We start from the raw sequence: 13872 nt of genomic DNA, 5'->3' as shown, positions 1-13872 counted from the left end.
CCGTTCATGGCGAAGGGCCGGCCGGTGATCTCGTAGGGCAGGGCGATCCATTCCTGCCCTTCGCCGCTGACCCACAGCTCGCCGTCGCGCGGCCGCGCGCGGCTCTGGCCGGCGCGCGCCTGCAGCCATTGCGGCCACAGGCCCAGCGGATCGGAAGCGAAGTCGGCCAGCCGCGCGCCGACGCCCGGCTGGTGCAGCAGCGCGAGCGAGCGCTGCACCAGCGTGGCCGGCGGTGCACGCTCGAGTTCGTGGCGTTGCGCGGGTGTCAGCAGCCGCATGCGCCAGGGCTCGTAGAACTGCAGGACCGCATCGGCCTGCACGCCGGCGCCGGCGCCGGCCTTCAGCGGCGCACCGGCCTGCGCCATCGAAGCGCGCCACGCGACGGCCGCGCGCTGCGCGGAAGCCCAGTCCGGTGCGCCGAGCAGCACCACCACCTGGCGCGACACGCCCTGGGCCAGCAGCTCGCTGGCCCGCGCGACTTCCGGCGACTGGCGCGAGGCGGGCAGCAGCGCGAGCACGTCGGTGTCGAGGCGGCCGGCACGCCAGAACTGGAACTGGTGCACGGCGATCAGCAGCACGCAGGCAAGCCAGAACCAGCCGGCGAGCTTCCAGCGCCCACCGGGGATCGAAGGGAGCCGGGTCAGCTCCTCCGGGGAATGCAACAGGCCGGGATCACTCAAACTGGGCCTCCTCGTCGACGCGCAGCGCCGTGTCCGCGGCGTGGCGCGACAGGCGGATCTGCGTCGCATCGCCGCCCGCTTCCTGCAGGCGCACGCCGCGCAGGAAGCGATCGCCCTCCAGCTCGATGCGGCCGACCCAGCGGGCCATGCCCGCATCGCGCGGCTGCAGTGCGAGGCGCCAGCCTTCGCGGCCGGCCAGCTCGCCATCGATCTGGAAGCGCTGCACCAGCAGGGCGAGGTCCGCGGCCATCACGCCGAACAGCGTCTCGCTGATGGTGCGCACCGCCGGTTCCTCGCTCGCGTTCAGCACCCGCGCGATGCTGCCGTCGGCCTGGCGCGCCAGCACGCGGTCGCGCGTGACCACCAGCGTGGACGCGAAAGGCGATTGCGTGCGCCACAGCACGCCGCGCCGCCGCGACACGGTGAATTCGCCGCTGGACACCAGCGGATGGCGAAAGCCCTTGACCGTCTTGCGCTGCTCGAAGGCACCGCGCAGCACGGGGTCCTGCGCGAGGCGCTCGCGCACTTCGCGCAGCAACGGGGACGCCTCGCTGGCCCACAGCGACGGGGTCGCCAGCGCGGCGAGGCAGAAAGCGCGGCGCGTGGTCATGTTTTCACTCCCAGCTGCCGCCACAACACCGGCGGGCACACGTACAGCATCTCGCGCGTCTTCATGTCCACGGCGACCTGGATGGTGCTGGCCTCGGTGAGCTTGCGGCCGCTGGCCGCGTCGCGGATCGCATAGACGATCCGCAGCCGGTTTTCCCATTCCACGATCTCGGCGCGCACGACCAGGCGCTGGCCCAGTTCGGCCGGGCGCACGTACTTCAGCCGCATGTCGACGATCGGCCAGCCGTAGCCGGAGGCGCGCATGCGGGGATAGTCGTAGTCGAACTTGCCCAGCAGCGCGGTGCGGGCCACTTCCAGGTACTTCACGTAATGGCCGTGCCACACGATCTCCATCGGATCGATGTCGTAGAAGGCGGGCACCACCTCCACTTCGTGGCTGAGGTCAGGGTTCATGCGGTGGAACCTCGGACGGCGCGCTTCGGCGCCGCCCAGAAATCGAAGAAGTTGAACCAGTCGTAGGGCGAGCGCACCAGCAGCGCCGCCAGGCGGCGGGCGAAGGCTCCAGCGCAATCACGCAGGGCCTGATCGCGCGCCACGCGCGGCAGCTCCAGCCGGTCGGCGAGCGTCTCGAAGCGCACGACGTGGCCCTCGCCCTCGCGGATGCAGCCGAGGAACAGCAGCGGGCAGGCGAGCAGCGAAGCGAGCACGTAGGCGCCGACCGGAAAGGCGGCCGGCGCGCCGAGGAAGTCCACCGTCGCCGTGCGCCCGGCGTCCACCGGCACGCGGTCGCCGGCGATCGCGACGAACCCGCCGGCGCGCACGCGCTGCTCCAGTTCGACGGCGGTGGCGGCGGTGACCGACGTGACCTGCAGCAGTTCCACATGCGTATCGGGATCGAGCCGGCGCAGGATGCGGTTGAAGCGCTCGGCATGGCGCGTGTGCACCAGCACCGTGAGCCGCAGCTTCGGCATGCGCGTGGCGAGCGCCTGGCACAGCTCCAGGCAGCCGACGTGCGCGGTGACCAGCAGCGCGCCACGGCCGGCGGCGAGCAGGGCGTCGACCTGCTCCTGGCCCTCGACGCGCACGCGCTGCCAGGGATAACGGCCGGCCGTGGCGAGCAGCTTGTCCAGCAGCGTCTCGGCGAAGGCCAGCAGGTGGCGCAGCCAGTGCCGCGCGCCGGGCTCGGCGCCGATCGCGCCGTGGGCGGCCTGCATGCGGCGCAGGTAGTCCAGCGAAGCGCGGCGCGCACGCGGTTGCGTGCAGGCATAGAACAGCACCACCGGCCACAGCAGCGCCCTCAGCACGCGGCGGCCGGCGAGGCGGTGCACGCCATAGAGCGCCCAGATGCCGCCGGCGAAGGTGGACTCGCCGATCGCGGCCCAGTGGGTCGCCCGTGCCTCGCTCATGCCGCCACCTTGCGCCACAGCAGCAGCGGCGAGCGCCACAGCATGCCGAAGAAGAGCCGCGCGTGCATCGAAGAGATCCGCACGTTGTCGCTCCACATGCGGAAGTGCGAGATGCCGTCCTGCGGATAGGTGACGCGCGTGGGCTGGTTGACCACGGGCACGCCGCGCCAGTGCAGCCGCACGATCACGTCGCTGTCGAAATCCATCCGGCTGCCGATGCGCGCCGCGTCCAGCAGCGGCAGCAGGCTCGCCAGCGGATACAGGCGGAAGCCGCACATGGAGTCGCGGATGTCGAAGGACAGCGTGTTGATCCAGACCCAGACGTGCGTCGCGTAGCGGCCGTAGAGGCGGCCGCGCGGCACGCTGGCGTCGTAGATGGGGCAGCCGGCGATGACCGCATCGGGCCGGGCGCGCGACTGCGCGAGGAACCGCGGGATGTCGCCGCAGGCATGCTGGCCGTCGGCGTCGATCTGCAGCACGTGCGTATGGCCGCGCGCGGCGGCGGCGCGGAAGCCGGCGATCATGGCCGCGCCCTTGCCCTGGTTGTGCGGCAGCCGCAGCAGAGTCACGCGATCGGGCGCGTCGGCGACGACCTCCTGCAGCCGGCGCGCGCAGAAGGGCTCGCTGCCGTCGTCCACCAGGATCACGCGCAGGCCGTGCGACAGGATCTGCCGCGTCACCCCGCCGATGGTGGCCGGGTGGTTGTAGACCGGGACGACCGCGACGGGATCAAGCATCGCCGCCCCCGAATACCAGGCGGCCGCTGGCGTGCGGCCCGCTCGCGGAGACATAGCGGAAGGCGAGTTGGCCCGTTGCCGCATTCCAGTCGAGTTGCAGCTGCAACGCGGTTCCCGGCAGCACCGGCGACTGGAACTTCAGCTGCTCGGCGCGCAGGAAGGTCCTGGGCAGGGCGAAGGCTTCGCGGCCGAACTGCACCACCCAGTCCATCTGCACGACGCCCGGCAGCAGCGGGGCACCGGGGAAGTGGCCGTCCAGCACGCGCAGGTCGGGGCGGATGTCGAGCACCGCCAGCGCCTGCGCCGCATCGCGGCGTTCCCAGCGCACCGGCGGCAGCTCCGGCTGGAACAGCGCGGTGAGCAGCGCCTCGGTCGCCTTGCCCTGCGAATTCACCGGCAGCTCGCGCACGTAGCGGAAGCGCCGCGGCAGCACCACGCGCTCGAAACCTTTCAGCAGTTCGCGCCGCAGCGTGTCGTTCAGCGCGCGCTTGCCGCCGGCGCGCAGCGCCGTCCAGCCGCGTTCGCTGGGCACCGCGACGACGCCCAGCCGCGCGCCACCGTCTTCGGGCACCAGCAGGGCTTTCGCCTCGACGAGTTCACCGGTCGCCACCAGCGCTTCTTCCAGCGCCACCAGCGACACGCGCTTCTCCTCGATCTTGGCGATGCGGTCCGCGCGGCCCTGCAGCAGGAAGCGGCCGCCTTCCAGCGCCTTCACGCGATCGGAGGTCTCCCACCAGTCGTCGCCGTCGAGGTGCTTCGACTGCACGCACAGCGTGTCGTCCTTCAGTTTCCATTGCACACCCGGCAGCGGTGTCCACGCGTCGCCGTCGAAGGCACGCTGGCGCCACGCCACGCCGCCGGTTTCCGAGCTGCCGTACACCTCGATCGGCGACTGCGCGAGCAGCGCGTGCGCCTGCTGCGCCGACTCGGGCGGCAGCGGGCCGCCGGAGGAGAAGATCGCCTGCAGCTGCGCGCGCGCCGGCGCCCAGTCCAGCGTGTCCGGGAGGCGCTTCAGGTGCGCGGGACTCGACACCAGCACCGCGGGCTGGCGCGCGAGGCGCTCGGCCATCTGCTCCGGATACACCAGCTTCTCGATCGCGACACGGCGTCCCGCGGCGAGCGGCCAGAGCGTGACGAACAGCAGGCCGTAGATGTGCTGGTGGCTCACCGTGGAGAACACCACTGCGTCCGGCGACAGGCGCGGGCCGAACACGGCGTCGAGGTGCTGGATCTCCGCATCGAGCTGGGCGAGCCGCTTGTGGATCGCGAGCGGCTGGCCGCTGGAGCCGGAGGTGTGGATGACGATCCGCGACTCGCGCAGGTCCAGTTCGCGCAATCCGCTCGCCGGCGCGGCCGCCGGCTGCAGCGCGCCCGGCAATTCGCCCGCGCAGGCATCCACCTGCGGCAGCAGGCGGGCGACCGTCGCCGGCTGCGCATCGCCCGGCAGCACCGGCTGCTTGCCCGCGTGCAGGGCGCCGAACAGCGCCGCGGCGAAGTCGTAGGCGTCGTCGAAGAAGAGGGCGATGCGCGAACCCGGCACGGCGGCGAAGCTCGCCTGCCAGCGGGCGACATCGCGCGCGAACTGCGCATGCGGGATCGCCTGGCCGGCGCGCACGGCGACCCCGCGCTCGTGCGCCGCCGGCAGCGCCGCGCGCGTCAGCGGGAGCCATTCAACCATGCGAAGCCCCCGCCGCCAGCCGCGCGCGCATGCGCTGGCGCAGCAGCCATTCGGCGATGAAGAAGGTGCCGATCAACAGGTAGGAGAGCAGGCCGTTGTACAGCAGCCAGAGCCGGTCGCTGGCCCACAGCGCCGTCGCCGCCGACAGCGCGCCGTTGGTCACGAAGAACGCGCACCAGGCGGCGGTCACCTTGCGCGTGTAGGCCACGCCTTCGGGCGGCAGCTGCGGCTCGCGGAGGCGCGCGATGCGCTCGATCACGGTGGGCCCGCGCCACAGGCTGGCGGCGAACACCGCCAGCAGCACCGCGCTCACCATCACCGGATAGAGCTTCAGCGGCAGCCAGCTGCCCGCCAGCGTCGTCGCGGCGCCGAGCAGCAAGGCGCCGCCAGCGGCGACCAGCCACATCGCGTCGCGCGCGCCCGCCGCGCGCAGCAGCATCAGCGCCGCGAGGCCGAGGGCCAGCCACAGCGGATCCCAGCGGCCGAACCCCAGGTAGACGAGCAGCGGGTAGGCCGCGGTCGCGACCGTCGCCAGCAGTTGCAGGGGCCTGCGCACTTAGGCCGGCGCCGGGTTGTTCAGGAGGTTGTGCAGCGCGTCCACCACGTCGCCCACCGTGCGCACCTGCTTGAACGCTTCCGGCTCGAGCCGGCGGCCCGCCACCGGCTTGAGCTGCACGATCAGGTCGACGGCGTCGATGCTGTCGATCTCGAGGTCGTCGTACAGCTTCGCCTCGAGCGTCACCCGCGCGGGGTCGATCTCGAAGGTCTCCTCCATGATGCGGGCGATGCGTTGGTGGATGTCGTCCTTGGTCATGGGCTATCCCTTCTGCGCGATGGGCGCGCCGGCGCGCGCGGCCGCGACGAAGCGGGCCAGCGCGGCGACGCTGCTGAAATGGCGGCGGGTCTCGGCGGCGTCGGCGGACATCTGCACGCCGTAGCGCTTCTGCAGCGCCACGCCGAGCTCCAGCGCGTCGATCGAATCGAGGCCCAGGCCTTCGACGAACAGCGGCGCGTCGGTGGCGATGTCCTCCGGCCGCACGTCCTCCAGCGAAAGGGAGGAGATGATCAGTTCCTTGATCTCTTGTTCAAGCGCTTGCAAGTTCGTGCTCTCTCGAAAAATGGTCGGTCAGGTGCCGGTTCAGGTGGCGCGCGGCCAGGGCCGGGTGCGCGGCGCCTTCGATGAAGGGCGTGATCGCGATCGTCTCGTCGACCTCGACGCGGAAATGCGGGCGCGTGGCGGGCACGCGCCACCACTTCTCGCCCTTGGCCAGCGTGGGCGGCGAGCAGCGGATGCGCACCGGCGTGACGTCCAGCTCGCCGTGCACCGCCACGCGCGCGGCGCCGCGCTCCAGTTTCAATGGCGCGCCGGGAACGCTGCGCGTGCCCTCGGGAAAGATGATCAGGTTGCTGCCGGTGCGCACCGAGCGCAGGCAGTCCGCGAGCAGGCCCTCGCCGCCGTCGTTCAGCACGAAGCCGGCGGCGCGCACCGGCCCGCTCGTGAAGGGATTGCGCCCGAGCGCGCTCTTGACGATGCAGTCGCCCTGCTCGATGACGGCCATCAGCAGCACCACGTCGATCAGCGTCGGATGGTTGGCGAGGATCAGGCGGCCGCCGCCGCGCAGGCGCTCCAGGCCGCGCACTTCCAGCGTGAGCACGCCCAGCGCGCGCATCAGGCCGACGAAGAAGCGGAAGGTGGCGCGGATCACGTCGCGCGCGATGCGCACGCGCTGCTCGCGGTCGCGCACGCAGAGGTTCAGCAGCGGGAACACCGCGAGGCGCAGCAGCAGGCCGCCGAGGCCGAAGGCGGCGAAGCTCAGGCCGGTGGCGATCACGCGCCAGCCGCGGTCCAGCCGCTCACGCATGGCGGCTCCAGGTCCAGCGGGTGCCTTCGCTGCAGGCGGAAGCGCTGGGCGCATCGGACAGCGCGAAGCGCAGGGCCTGCAGGCCGAAGGGCAGCGCCGAGGGCCTGGAGTCGTCGGCGGTCCAGGTGAGTTCGCAATGCGGCTCGCCTTCCCTGGCGGCCGTCACGCGCCAGGCCCATGCATACGCGCCGGGCGCCTCGCGCTCGAAAGCCGCGTACTCTCCCGGCAGCGGCGCCTCGTAGCAGACCAGCAGCACGCGCGGCGCGCCGTCGGCCAGCAGGGCGGCGGCCTCGAGCAGGCCGGCCGCCGCGCTCGCGGGACCGGCAGCGATGCTGCTGTAGGGCGCGCCGTCGCGGCGCGTGATCGAGTACATGGCGCCGATGGCGTTGTGGACGGACAGGGCGAAATCGGTGGGCGAGGCGGCACCGGTCGCGGCGAACTCCCCGAGCAGCTGCAGGCAGCGCTGGGCATCGCCATGGCCGGAGGCGAACACCACGGGAGTGGACGGGTCGGGTGCGTGCACGTTCCAGGCGGCCTGCGCGGCCGCGCGTCCGAGGGCGTTGAGGCGCCGCCGCTGCATGGCGGGCATCTCTTCCAGCTTCGCTTCCAGGCTTCCCTGCGGGCACCAGGGCTCGCGTGCCCATTCCCGCCACTCCGCCGGCGTGTGCAGGCCGGGGGCGCAAGCCGCCCAGTCCTCGATCGCGAAGCGCACACCCATCTGGCCCCTCCCGGGCTTTGCTCATCCTTGCCGGGCGATGTTAATGGATGTGTCTTCGAAGCCTCCTCCTCCAGATGTAAGAGCGTCGCCGGGGGGCCAAGAATCATCCATTTGGCGCCGCCCGCGTCGGAAATCGGAGACAGGCGGCGGCCGGGTACCATGGAGGGCTTCGCTACGCAGATCACCGTACTAGGGTTTCCACCCGGGCCGAGGTCTACAATCCCGAACCCCTTAGGTATCAGCCCCTAGAACAAGCGGGCGTCCGCAGTCGGCGCCCAGGAGACCGGATCCATGTCCAATCCCACTTCCCCGGTGACCCGCGACAAGCGCGCCGAACTTCGCCTGGCCGCCCTCGAGTACCACGAGAAGCCCACCCCCGGCAAGGTCGCGATCGCCGCGACCAAGCAACTCGTCAACCAGCACGACCTGGCCCTGGCCTACTCGCCCGGCGTCGCCGCGCCCTGCGAGGAGATCGTCAAGGACCCGGCCAATGCCTTCCGCTACACCGCGCGCGGCAACCTGGTGGCGGTGATCACCAACGGCACCGCCGTGCTGGGCCTGGGCGACATCGGTCCGCTGGCCGCCAAGCCGGTGATGGAAGGCAAGGGCGTCCTGTTCAAGAAGTTCGCCGGCATCGACGTGTTCGACATCGAGATCGCCGAGAAGGACAACCTCGACAAGCTGGTCGACGTGATCGCGGCGCTGGAGCCCACCTTCGGCGGCATCAACCTGGAAGACATCAAGGCGCCGGACTGCTTCTACGTCGAGCGCAAGCTGCGCGAGCGGATGAAGATCCCGGTCTTCCACGACGACCAGCACGGCACGGCCATCACGGTCGCCGCGGCCATCATCAACGGCCTGAAGGTGGTCGGCAAGGACCTCAAGAGCGTCAAGCTGGTGACCTCCGGCGCCGGCGCCGCCGCGCTGGCCTGCCTGGGCCTGCTGCTGAAGCTGGGCGTGCCGCGCGAGAACATCTTCGTGACCGACCTGGCCGGCGTGGTCTACAAGGGCCGCAAGGAATTGATGGACCCGGACAAGGAGCAGTTCGCGCAGGACACCCCGGCGCGCACGCTCACCGAAGTCATCGAGGGCGCCGACGTGTTCCTGGGCCTGTCCGCCGGCGGCGTGCTCAAGCCCGAGATGGTCAAGAAGATGGCGGCCAAGCCGCTGATCCTCGCGCTGGCCAACCCGAACCCGGAGATCTCGCCGGAAGACGCCAAGGCGGCGCGCCCCGACTGCATCATCGCCACCGGCCGCACCGACTACCCGAACCAGGTCAACAACGTCCTGGTGTTCCCCTACATCTTCCGCGGCGCGCTCGATTCCGGCGCGACCACGATCACCATGGAAATGGAGATCGCCGCGGTGCACGCCCTCGCCGAGCTGGCGCAGGCGGAGCAGAGCGAAGTGGTGGCGGCGGCCTATGCCGGGCAGCAGCTGTCCTTCGGTCCCGAGTACCTGATCCCCAAGCCGTTCGACCCGCGGCTGATGATGAAGATCGCCCCGGCGGTCGCGAAGGCGGCGCAGGAGAGCGGCGTGGCGCTGCGCCCGATCCAGGACATGGACGCCTACCGCGAGAAGCTGCAAAGCTTCGTCTACGCCTCGGGCACCACCATGAAGCCGATCTTCGCGCTGGCCAAGACGGCGGCGAAGAAGAAGGTGGCCTTCTGCGAGGGGGAGGAAGAACGCATCCTGCGGGCCGCGCAGATCGTGGTCGACGAGAACGTGGCCCGTCCGACCCTGATCGGACGGCCGCAGATCATTGCCCAGCGCATCGAGAAGTTCGGCCTGCGCCTGCAGGAGGGCCGCGACTACGACGTGGTCAACACCGACTACGACGAGCGCTACCGCGACTTCTGGCAGACCTACCACCGCATGACCGAGCGCAAGGGCATCACGGTGCAGATGGCCAAGATCGAGATGCGCCGCCGCCTGACGCTGATCGGCGCGATGCTGCTGCAGAAGGACCAGGTCGACGGCATGATCTGCGGCACCTGGGGCACCACCGACATGCACCTGCGCTACATCGACCAGGTGATCGGCAAGCGCGCCGGCTGCAACACCTATGCCTGCATGAACGGCCTGATGCTGCCCGGCCGCCAGGTGTTCCTGGTCGACACGCACGTCAACTACGACCCGACCGCGGCACAACTGTCCGAGATCACCGTGATGGCGGCCGAGGAGATGCTGCGCTTTGGCGTGAAGCCGAAGGTCGCCCTGCTGAGCCACTCGAACTTCGGCAGCAGCAACCAGCCGAGCGCCCTGAAGATGCGTGAAACGCTGGGCCTGCTGCAGGCCGAGGCGCCCTGGCTGGAAGTGGACGGCGAGATGCACGGCGACATCGCGCTGGACGGCCATGCCCGCGAGCAGCTGATGCCGCACAGCAGCCTGTCGGGCGACGCCAACCTGCTGGTGCTGCCCAACATCGACGCCGCCAACATCAGCTACAACCTGCTGAAGACGGCGGCCGGCGGAAATATTGCCATCGGCCCGGTGCTGCTGGGAGCGGCCAAGCCGGTGCACATCCTGACGGCGAGCACCACGGTGCGCCGCATCGTCAACATGGCGGCCCTCACCGTCGCCGACGCGAACGCTGCACGCTAAAGGCCTATTGCAGGAGCTGGCGCTAACTTAAATGGCGGCGGCTGGCCCTGCAATGGCCTTGCCGGCTGCCCATTCATTGTGCAGCCGGCTTGCCTTTCGGTCACCGATACGTCACACTACCGCGCTTGAAGTTTCCGGGTTTACCCGGGGATGGAAAGGGTGCCATCCCCCAAAGGGATGGTCCCGGAGTGCCCGGCGGGTGAAACCGCCGGGGTGGCGTCCCTTGAAGATCTCCCAGAAGGTCCGTTCATGGCCCGATTCGCGGCAATCAAGTCAGCGCTGACTGGCGCTCTCCTCGCCGCCGCGATCACCGGCCCCGCCCAGGCGCAGTTCTCGGGCTGGAAGGAACGGACCGTCCCCGCCGCAGCGGCCACGGTGCACGTCACCGAGCTGCCCGCGCAGGGCCGGGAGACCTATGGACTGATCCGCCAGGGCGGACCTTTTCCGTACGGCAAGGACGGCACGGTGTTCGGCAACCGGGAGCGCCAGCTCCCGATCGAGAAACGCGGCTACTACCGCGAATACACCGTGAAGACGCCAGGATCCCGCGACCGGGGCGCCCGGCGCATCGTGTGCGGTGGGCCCGTGAAGGCGCCGCACGCCTGTTATTACACCGCCGACCACTACGCCAGTTTTCGCCAGATCGTGGAGTGACCCGAAAAATGAAGCGGGACCTGTTTTTGACAACCGAGAAAGAAACGGAGATGGAGCAAGCCATCCGTCCTGACATTTCCCAGACCGCCCTCAAGGGGGTGCGCAGCAACATCGTGCAGTCCATCCGCGCCTACCGCGTGCAGGACCTGCAGGAGACCGCCACCGCGCTGGGCCACCACTTCCTGTACGCCAACCTGGCCACGGCCCAGAGCAAGCAGGACGTGCTGGACATGATCGCCCAGCAATTCACGTTCCCGCAGCACTTCGGCAAGAACTTCGATGCGCTGTACGACGTGATGACGGACCCGCTGCACAAGTCGGGCCCGCAGCCGGGATTCATCGTGGTGCTGGAGCACATCCCCGCCAACGGCAAGTTCGACAAGGAAGCGCGCGAACAGCTGCTGGACATCTTCCGCGACACCGCCGATTACTGGGCAGACCGGAAAGTCCCATTCCGCTGTTTCTATTCTTTTCCGTAGCCCGTTCCGCGCAAAATGGCCAAGCGGAACGGGCGAACGAGGCTCAAGGCGAACCGGCTCCCCTGCCGGCCGCCAACGACGGCGAGAAGATGCCCACGGACAAGATCCTGGACGTGTCTCCTCTCGCGCTGCGCATGAGCAGCCCCTTCAACGCGGGGTACTGGCTCGCGGCGGCTTGACGTCCTGCCCGCGCAGGCGGGCACCCAGAGCATTGAAAAAGCCCCGCACCGCGGGGCTTTTTCTTTGGACGCCTTGGATCCCCGCCTCCGCGGGGATGACGGCTACCGGAGGGCTTGCGCCAGGGCGACGTACTCCGCCACCGGCACTTCCTCCGCCCGCCGCTGCACGTCGAAGTCGCCGGCGAAGGCCTTGCCCTCCAGCCACCTGCCCAGCGTGTTGCGCAGGATCTTGCGCCGCTGCGAGAACGCGACCTGCACCAGTTCCGACAGCAGCGCCTCGTCGACCTCCGGCGGCTCGGCGTACGGCACCATGCGCACCACCGCGCTGTCCACCCTGGGCGGCGGATCGAAGGCTTCGGGCGGCACGAACAGCACGTTCTCCATCGCGTAGCGCCACTGCAGCATGACCGACAGGCGTCCGTAGTCGGAAGTGGCCGGCCGCGCCACCATGCGGTCGATCACTTCCTTCTGCAGCATGAAGTGCTGGTCCTGCACGTGGGCCACGTACTGCAGCAGGTGGAACAGGATGGGGCTGGAGATGTTGTAGGGCAGGTTGCCCACCACCCGCAGCCTGGGCACCTGGAGTTCGCCGGCCAGCGCCCCGAAGTCGACCTTCAGCACGTCGGACTCCACCACCTTCAGCTGCGGATGCTGGCGCAGCCGCGCCGCCAGGTCGCGATCGAGTTCGACCACGGTGAGCTGGCCGACGCGCTCCACCAGCGGCTGCGTGAGCGCCGCGAGCCCCGGCCCGATCTCCACCATCGCCTGGCCGGCACGCGGATCGATCTCGCGCACGATGGCGTCGATCACGCCCACGTCGGCCAGGAAATGCTGGCCGAAGCGCTTGCGGGGGATGTGTTTCATCGACGTTCAGCGTGCGGCGTTGAGCGTTCAGCGTGGGGAAGCCTCCGCGCCCAACGCGGAACGCTCAACGCCCAACCCTCATTGCGGCGGCTCGCGCAGCTCCACGTACGCCCTTCCGCGCACTTCCTGCGCCCACTCCGCATAAGCCTCGTCCAGCTTGCGTTCGCGCACCAGGTTGCGCACGACCTCGCGCTGCTCGCGCTGGCTCATGGCCGACTGGCGGCGCTCCAGCAACTGGATCAGGTGCACGCCGAAGCGGCTGACGACGGGGTCGGCGATCTGGCCCGGCTGCAGGCTGTTGAGGGCGTCCTCGAACTCCGGCACGAACATGCCCGGGCTGGCCCAGCCGAGGTCGCCGCCGTTGCGCGCGCTGGCGTCCTGCGAGCTGTCGCGCGCGATCTGGGCGAAGTCGCCCTGGCCGGCCTGGATGCGGCGCTTGACCTCCGCCAGCCGCTGGCGTGCCTGCGCCTCGCTCAGTTGCGCGTTCGGGCGCAGCAGGATGTGGCGCGCATGGCTCTGCGTGACGGTGATGCCGGCCTGTCCCAGCTGGTGCTTCTCCAGCACCTTGACGATGTGGAAGCCGGCCGCGGAACGGATCACGTCGGTGACGCCGCCGGCGGCAAGGCCGCGCGTGGCCTCCATGAACAGCGGCGGCAGGCGGTCCGCCGTGCGCGCGCCCACGACGCCGCCGTTCTGCGCGGCGCCGGACGCATCGGACGTCTCCCGCGCCAGCTTCTGGAAGTCCTCGCCCGCGCGGGCGCGCTGCAGGACCTGCTGCGCCTTGGCCTGCTGCTGCGCCACCTGCGCCGGGCTGGCGTTTTCCGGCACCGCGACCAGGATGTGCGCGAGATTGAGTTCGGTCAGGGACGGGTCGCCGCCGTTCTGCTCCTGCTCGCGCAGGAAGTTGTCGATGTCCAGCTCGGTGACCTTCACCTTGGATTCCAGCTCGCGGTCGCGCAGGCGCTGCAGCAGGATCTGGTTGCGCAGGTCGTCGCGGAACTGGGTGAGGTTGAAGCCGTCGGCCTGCAGGCGCCGGCGCAGTTCGGACACGTCGATGCCGTTCTGGCGCGCCACGCTCAACTCGGCCTGGTCCACCATGCCCTCGTCGGCGCGGATGGCCAGTTCCCTGGCCAGCTGCAGCTGCGCCTTCTCGGTGATCAGGCGTTCCACCACCTCGCGCACGAGCTGCGCCCGCGACGGCTGCGCCCCGCCCTGCTGCGAGAGCTGCTGCTCGTAGCGCAGCAGGCGCGTGCGCACCTCGTTGTTGGTGATCGGCTCGGAGTTCACCACGGCCACGATGTAGTCGGCCGGCCGCGGGCCGACGTCGCGCGGGGCGGCCTGGCGCGGCGCGCCCAGGTTGGGCACCACGCGCAGCCCCTGCGCGAACGCCGGGAAGGCCAGGGCGCAGGACAGGGCCAGGGCCAGGGGACGGAATCTCATC

The 13872-nt window shown here is 70.2% G+C and carries 15 protein-coding genes and 1 pseudogene; 3 read left to right on the top strand and 13 right to left on the bottom strand.

The window, feature by feature from the left end:
* From VF522_RS16570 to VF522_RS16520, 11 genes and pseudogenes are all read right to left on the bottom strand, one after another.
* Positions 1–680 (bottom strand): annotated as a pseudogene (locus VF522_RS16570) (hypothetical protein); the annotation flags it as partial.
* Entirely contained in the window at positions 673–1290 is a 618-nt protein-coding gene (locus VF522_RS16565) for an outer membrane lipoprotein carrier protein LolA (RefSeq protein ID WP_330909398.1), read from the bottom strand. The gene VF522_RS16565 and the pseudogene VF522_RS16570, both read right to left, overlap by 8 nt.
* Entirely contained in the window at positions 1287–1703 is a 417-nt protein-coding gene (locus VF522_RS16560; protein ID WP_330909397.1) for a thioesterase family protein, read from the bottom strand. The genes VF522_RS16565 and VF522_RS16560 overlap by 4 nt, the downstream gene beginning before the upstream one ends.
* Positions 1700–2656, bottom strand: a complete 957-nt coding sequence (locus VF522_RS16555) for an acyltransferase (RefSeq protein ID WP_330909396.1) — start codon at positions 2654–2656, stop codon at positions 1700–1702. Before VF522_RS16555 ends, VF522_RS16560 begins: the two co-directional genes overlap by 4 nt.
* Positions 2653–3393 carry a glycosyltransferase family 2 protein gene (locus VF522_RS16550; RefSeq protein WP_330909395.1) on the bottom strand — a complete coding sequence of 247 codons (741 nt, stop codon included), beginning with the start codon at positions 3391–3393 and terminating at the stop codon, positions 2653–2655. Before VF522_RS16550 ends, VF522_RS16555 begins: the two co-directional genes overlap by 4 nt.
* Positions 3386–5071 carry an AMP-binding protein gene (locus VF522_RS16545; RefSeq protein ID WP_330909394.1) on the bottom strand — a complete coding sequence of 562 codons (1686 nt, stop codon included), beginning with the start codon at positions 5069–5071 and terminating at the stop codon, positions 3386–3388. Before VF522_RS16545 ends, VF522_RS16550 begins: the two co-directional genes overlap by 8 nt.
* Positions 5064–5627 (bottom strand): hypothetical protein, encoded by a 564-nt coding sequence (locus VF522_RS16540; protein WP_330909393.1) that lies wholly within the window; start codon positions 5625–5627, stop codon positions 5064–5066. Before VF522_RS16540 ends, VF522_RS16545 begins: the two co-directional genes overlap by 8 nt.
* On the bottom strand, positions 5628–5885 hold the full coding sequence (locus tag VF522_RS16535; protein ID WP_330909391.1) for an acyl carrier protein: 258 nt from the start codon (positions 5883–5885) through the stop codon (positions 5628–5630).
* Between the two features lie 3 nt (positions 5886–5888).
* Positions 5889–6170 (bottom strand): phosphopantetheine-binding protein, encoded by a 282-nt coding sequence (locus VF522_RS16530; protein ID WP_330909389.1) that lies wholly within the window; start codon positions 6168–6170, stop codon positions 5889–5891.
* On the bottom strand, positions 6157–6933 hold the full coding sequence (locus VF522_RS16525; protein ID WP_330909388.1) for a lysophospholipid acyltransferase family protein: 777 nt from the start codon (positions 6931–6933) through the stop codon (positions 6157–6159). Before VF522_RS16525 ends, VF522_RS16530 begins: the two co-directional genes overlap by 14 nt.
* Positions 6926–7651, bottom strand: a complete 726-nt coding sequence (locus VF522_RS16520) for a beta-ketoacyl synthase chain length factor (protein WP_330909386.1) — start codon at positions 7649–7651, stop codon at positions 6926–6928. The genes VF522_RS16525 and VF522_RS16520 overlap by 8 nt, the downstream gene beginning before the upstream one ends.
* Positions 7652–7942: 291 nt before the next feature.
* On the opposite strand from VF522_RS16520, the gene VF522_RS16515 reads away from it, so the two are divergent.
* The 3 genes from VF522_RS16515 (at position 7943) to VF522_RS16505 (ending at position 11388) form a co-directional block, all read left to right on the top strand.
* Positions 7943–10255 (top strand): NADP-dependent malic enzyme, encoded by a 2313-nt coding sequence (locus tag VF522_RS16515; protein ID WP_330909385.1) that lies wholly within the window; start codon positions 7943–7945, stop codon positions 10253–10255.
* Between the two features lie 249 nt (positions 10256–10504).
* Positions 10505–10909, top strand: a complete 405-nt coding sequence (locus VF522_RS16510; RefSeq protein WP_330909384.1) for a ribonuclease — start codon at positions 10505–10507, stop codon at positions 10907–10909.
* Positions 10910–10959: 50 nt separating this feature from the next.
* A complete protein-coding gene (locus VF522_RS16505; protein ID WP_330909383.1) occupies positions 10960–11388 on the top strand; it encodes a barstar family protein in 429 nt (142 codons plus the stop codon).
* Between the two features lie 281 nt (positions 11389–11669).
* Here the strand turns inward: VF522_RS16505 and rsmA are convergent, their stop codons facing one another.
* A complete protein-coding gene (rsmA, locus tag VF522_RS16500; protein WP_330909382.1) occupies positions 11670–12431 on the bottom strand; it encodes a 16S rRNA (adenine(1518)-N(6)/adenine(1519)-N(6))-dimethyltransferase RsmA in 762 nt (253 codons plus the stop codon).
* A 78-nt stretch (positions 12432–12509) separates the two neighbouring features.
* On the bottom strand, positions 12510–13871 hold the full coding sequence (locus VF522_RS16495; protein WP_330909381.1) for a peptidylprolyl isomerase: 1362 nt from the start codon (positions 13869–13871) through the stop codon (positions 12510–12512).
* Between the last annotated feature and the right edge of the window lies 1 nt (position 13872).

This window comes from Ramlibacter sp. (genome assembly GCF_036383835.1).
In the GTDB taxonomy this organism is placed as follows: Bacteria; Pseudomonadota; Gammaproteobacteria; order Burkholderiales; family Burkholderiaceae_C; genus Ramlibacter.
This window is presented reverse-complemented; position numbering and strand designations above follow the sequence as displayed.

Excerpts from the sequence above, each read along its gene's own strand:
- VF522_RS16515 (WP_330909385.1), top strand. The coding sequence starts at position 7,943 with ATGTCCAATCCCACTTCCCCGGTGACCCGCGACAAGCGCGCCGAACTT.
- VF522_RS16545 (WP_330909394.1), bottom strand. The coding sequence starts at position 5,071 with ATGGTTGAATGGCTCCCGCTGACGCGCGCGGCGCTGCCGGCGGCGCAC.
- VF522_RS16505 (WP_330909383.1), top strand. The coding sequence starts at position 10,960 with ATGGAGCAAGCCATCCGTCCTGACATTTCCCAGACCGCCCTCAAGGGG.
- VF522_RS16555 (WP_330909396.1), bottom strand. The coding sequence starts at position 2,656 with ATGAGCGAGGCACGGGCGACCCACTGGGCCGCGATCGGCGAGTCCACC.
- VF522_RS16535 (WP_330909391.1), bottom strand. The coding sequence starts at position 5,885 with ATGACCAAGGACGACATCCACCAACGCATCGCCCGCATCATGGAGGAG.
- VF522_RS16525 (WP_330909388.1), bottom strand. The coding sequence starts at position 6,933 with ATGCGTGAGCGGCTGGACCGCGGCTGGCGCGTGATCGCCACCGGCCTG.
- VF522_RS16550 (WP_330909395.1), bottom strand. The coding sequence starts at position 3,393 with ATGCTTGATCCCGTCGCGGTCGTCCCGGTCTACAACCACCCGGCCACC.
- rsmA (WP_330909382.1), bottom strand. The coding sequence starts at position 12,431 with ATGAAACACATCCCCCGCAAGCGCTTCGGCCAGCATTTCCTGGCCGAC.
- VF522_RS16510 (WP_330909384.1), top strand. The coding sequence starts at position 10,505 with ATGGCCCGATTCGCGGCAATCAAGTCAGCGCTGACTGGCGCTCTCCTC.
- VF522_RS16565 (WP_330909398.1), bottom strand. The coding sequence starts at position 1,290 with ATGACCACGCGCCGCGCTTTCTGCCTCGCCGCGCTGGCGACCCCGTCG.
- VF522_RS16560 (WP_330909397.1), bottom strand. The coding sequence starts at position 1,703 with ATGAACCCTGACCTCAGCCACGAAGTGGAGGTGGTGCCCGCCTTCTAC.
- VF522_RS16495 (WP_330909381.1), bottom strand. The coding sequence starts at position 13,871 with ATGAGATTCCGTCCCCTGGCCCTGGCCCTGTCCTGCGCCCTGGCCTTC.
- VF522_RS16520 (WP_330909386.1), bottom strand. The coding sequence starts at position 7,651 with ATGGGTGTGCGCTTCGCGATCGAGGACTGGGCGGCTTGCGCCCCCGGC.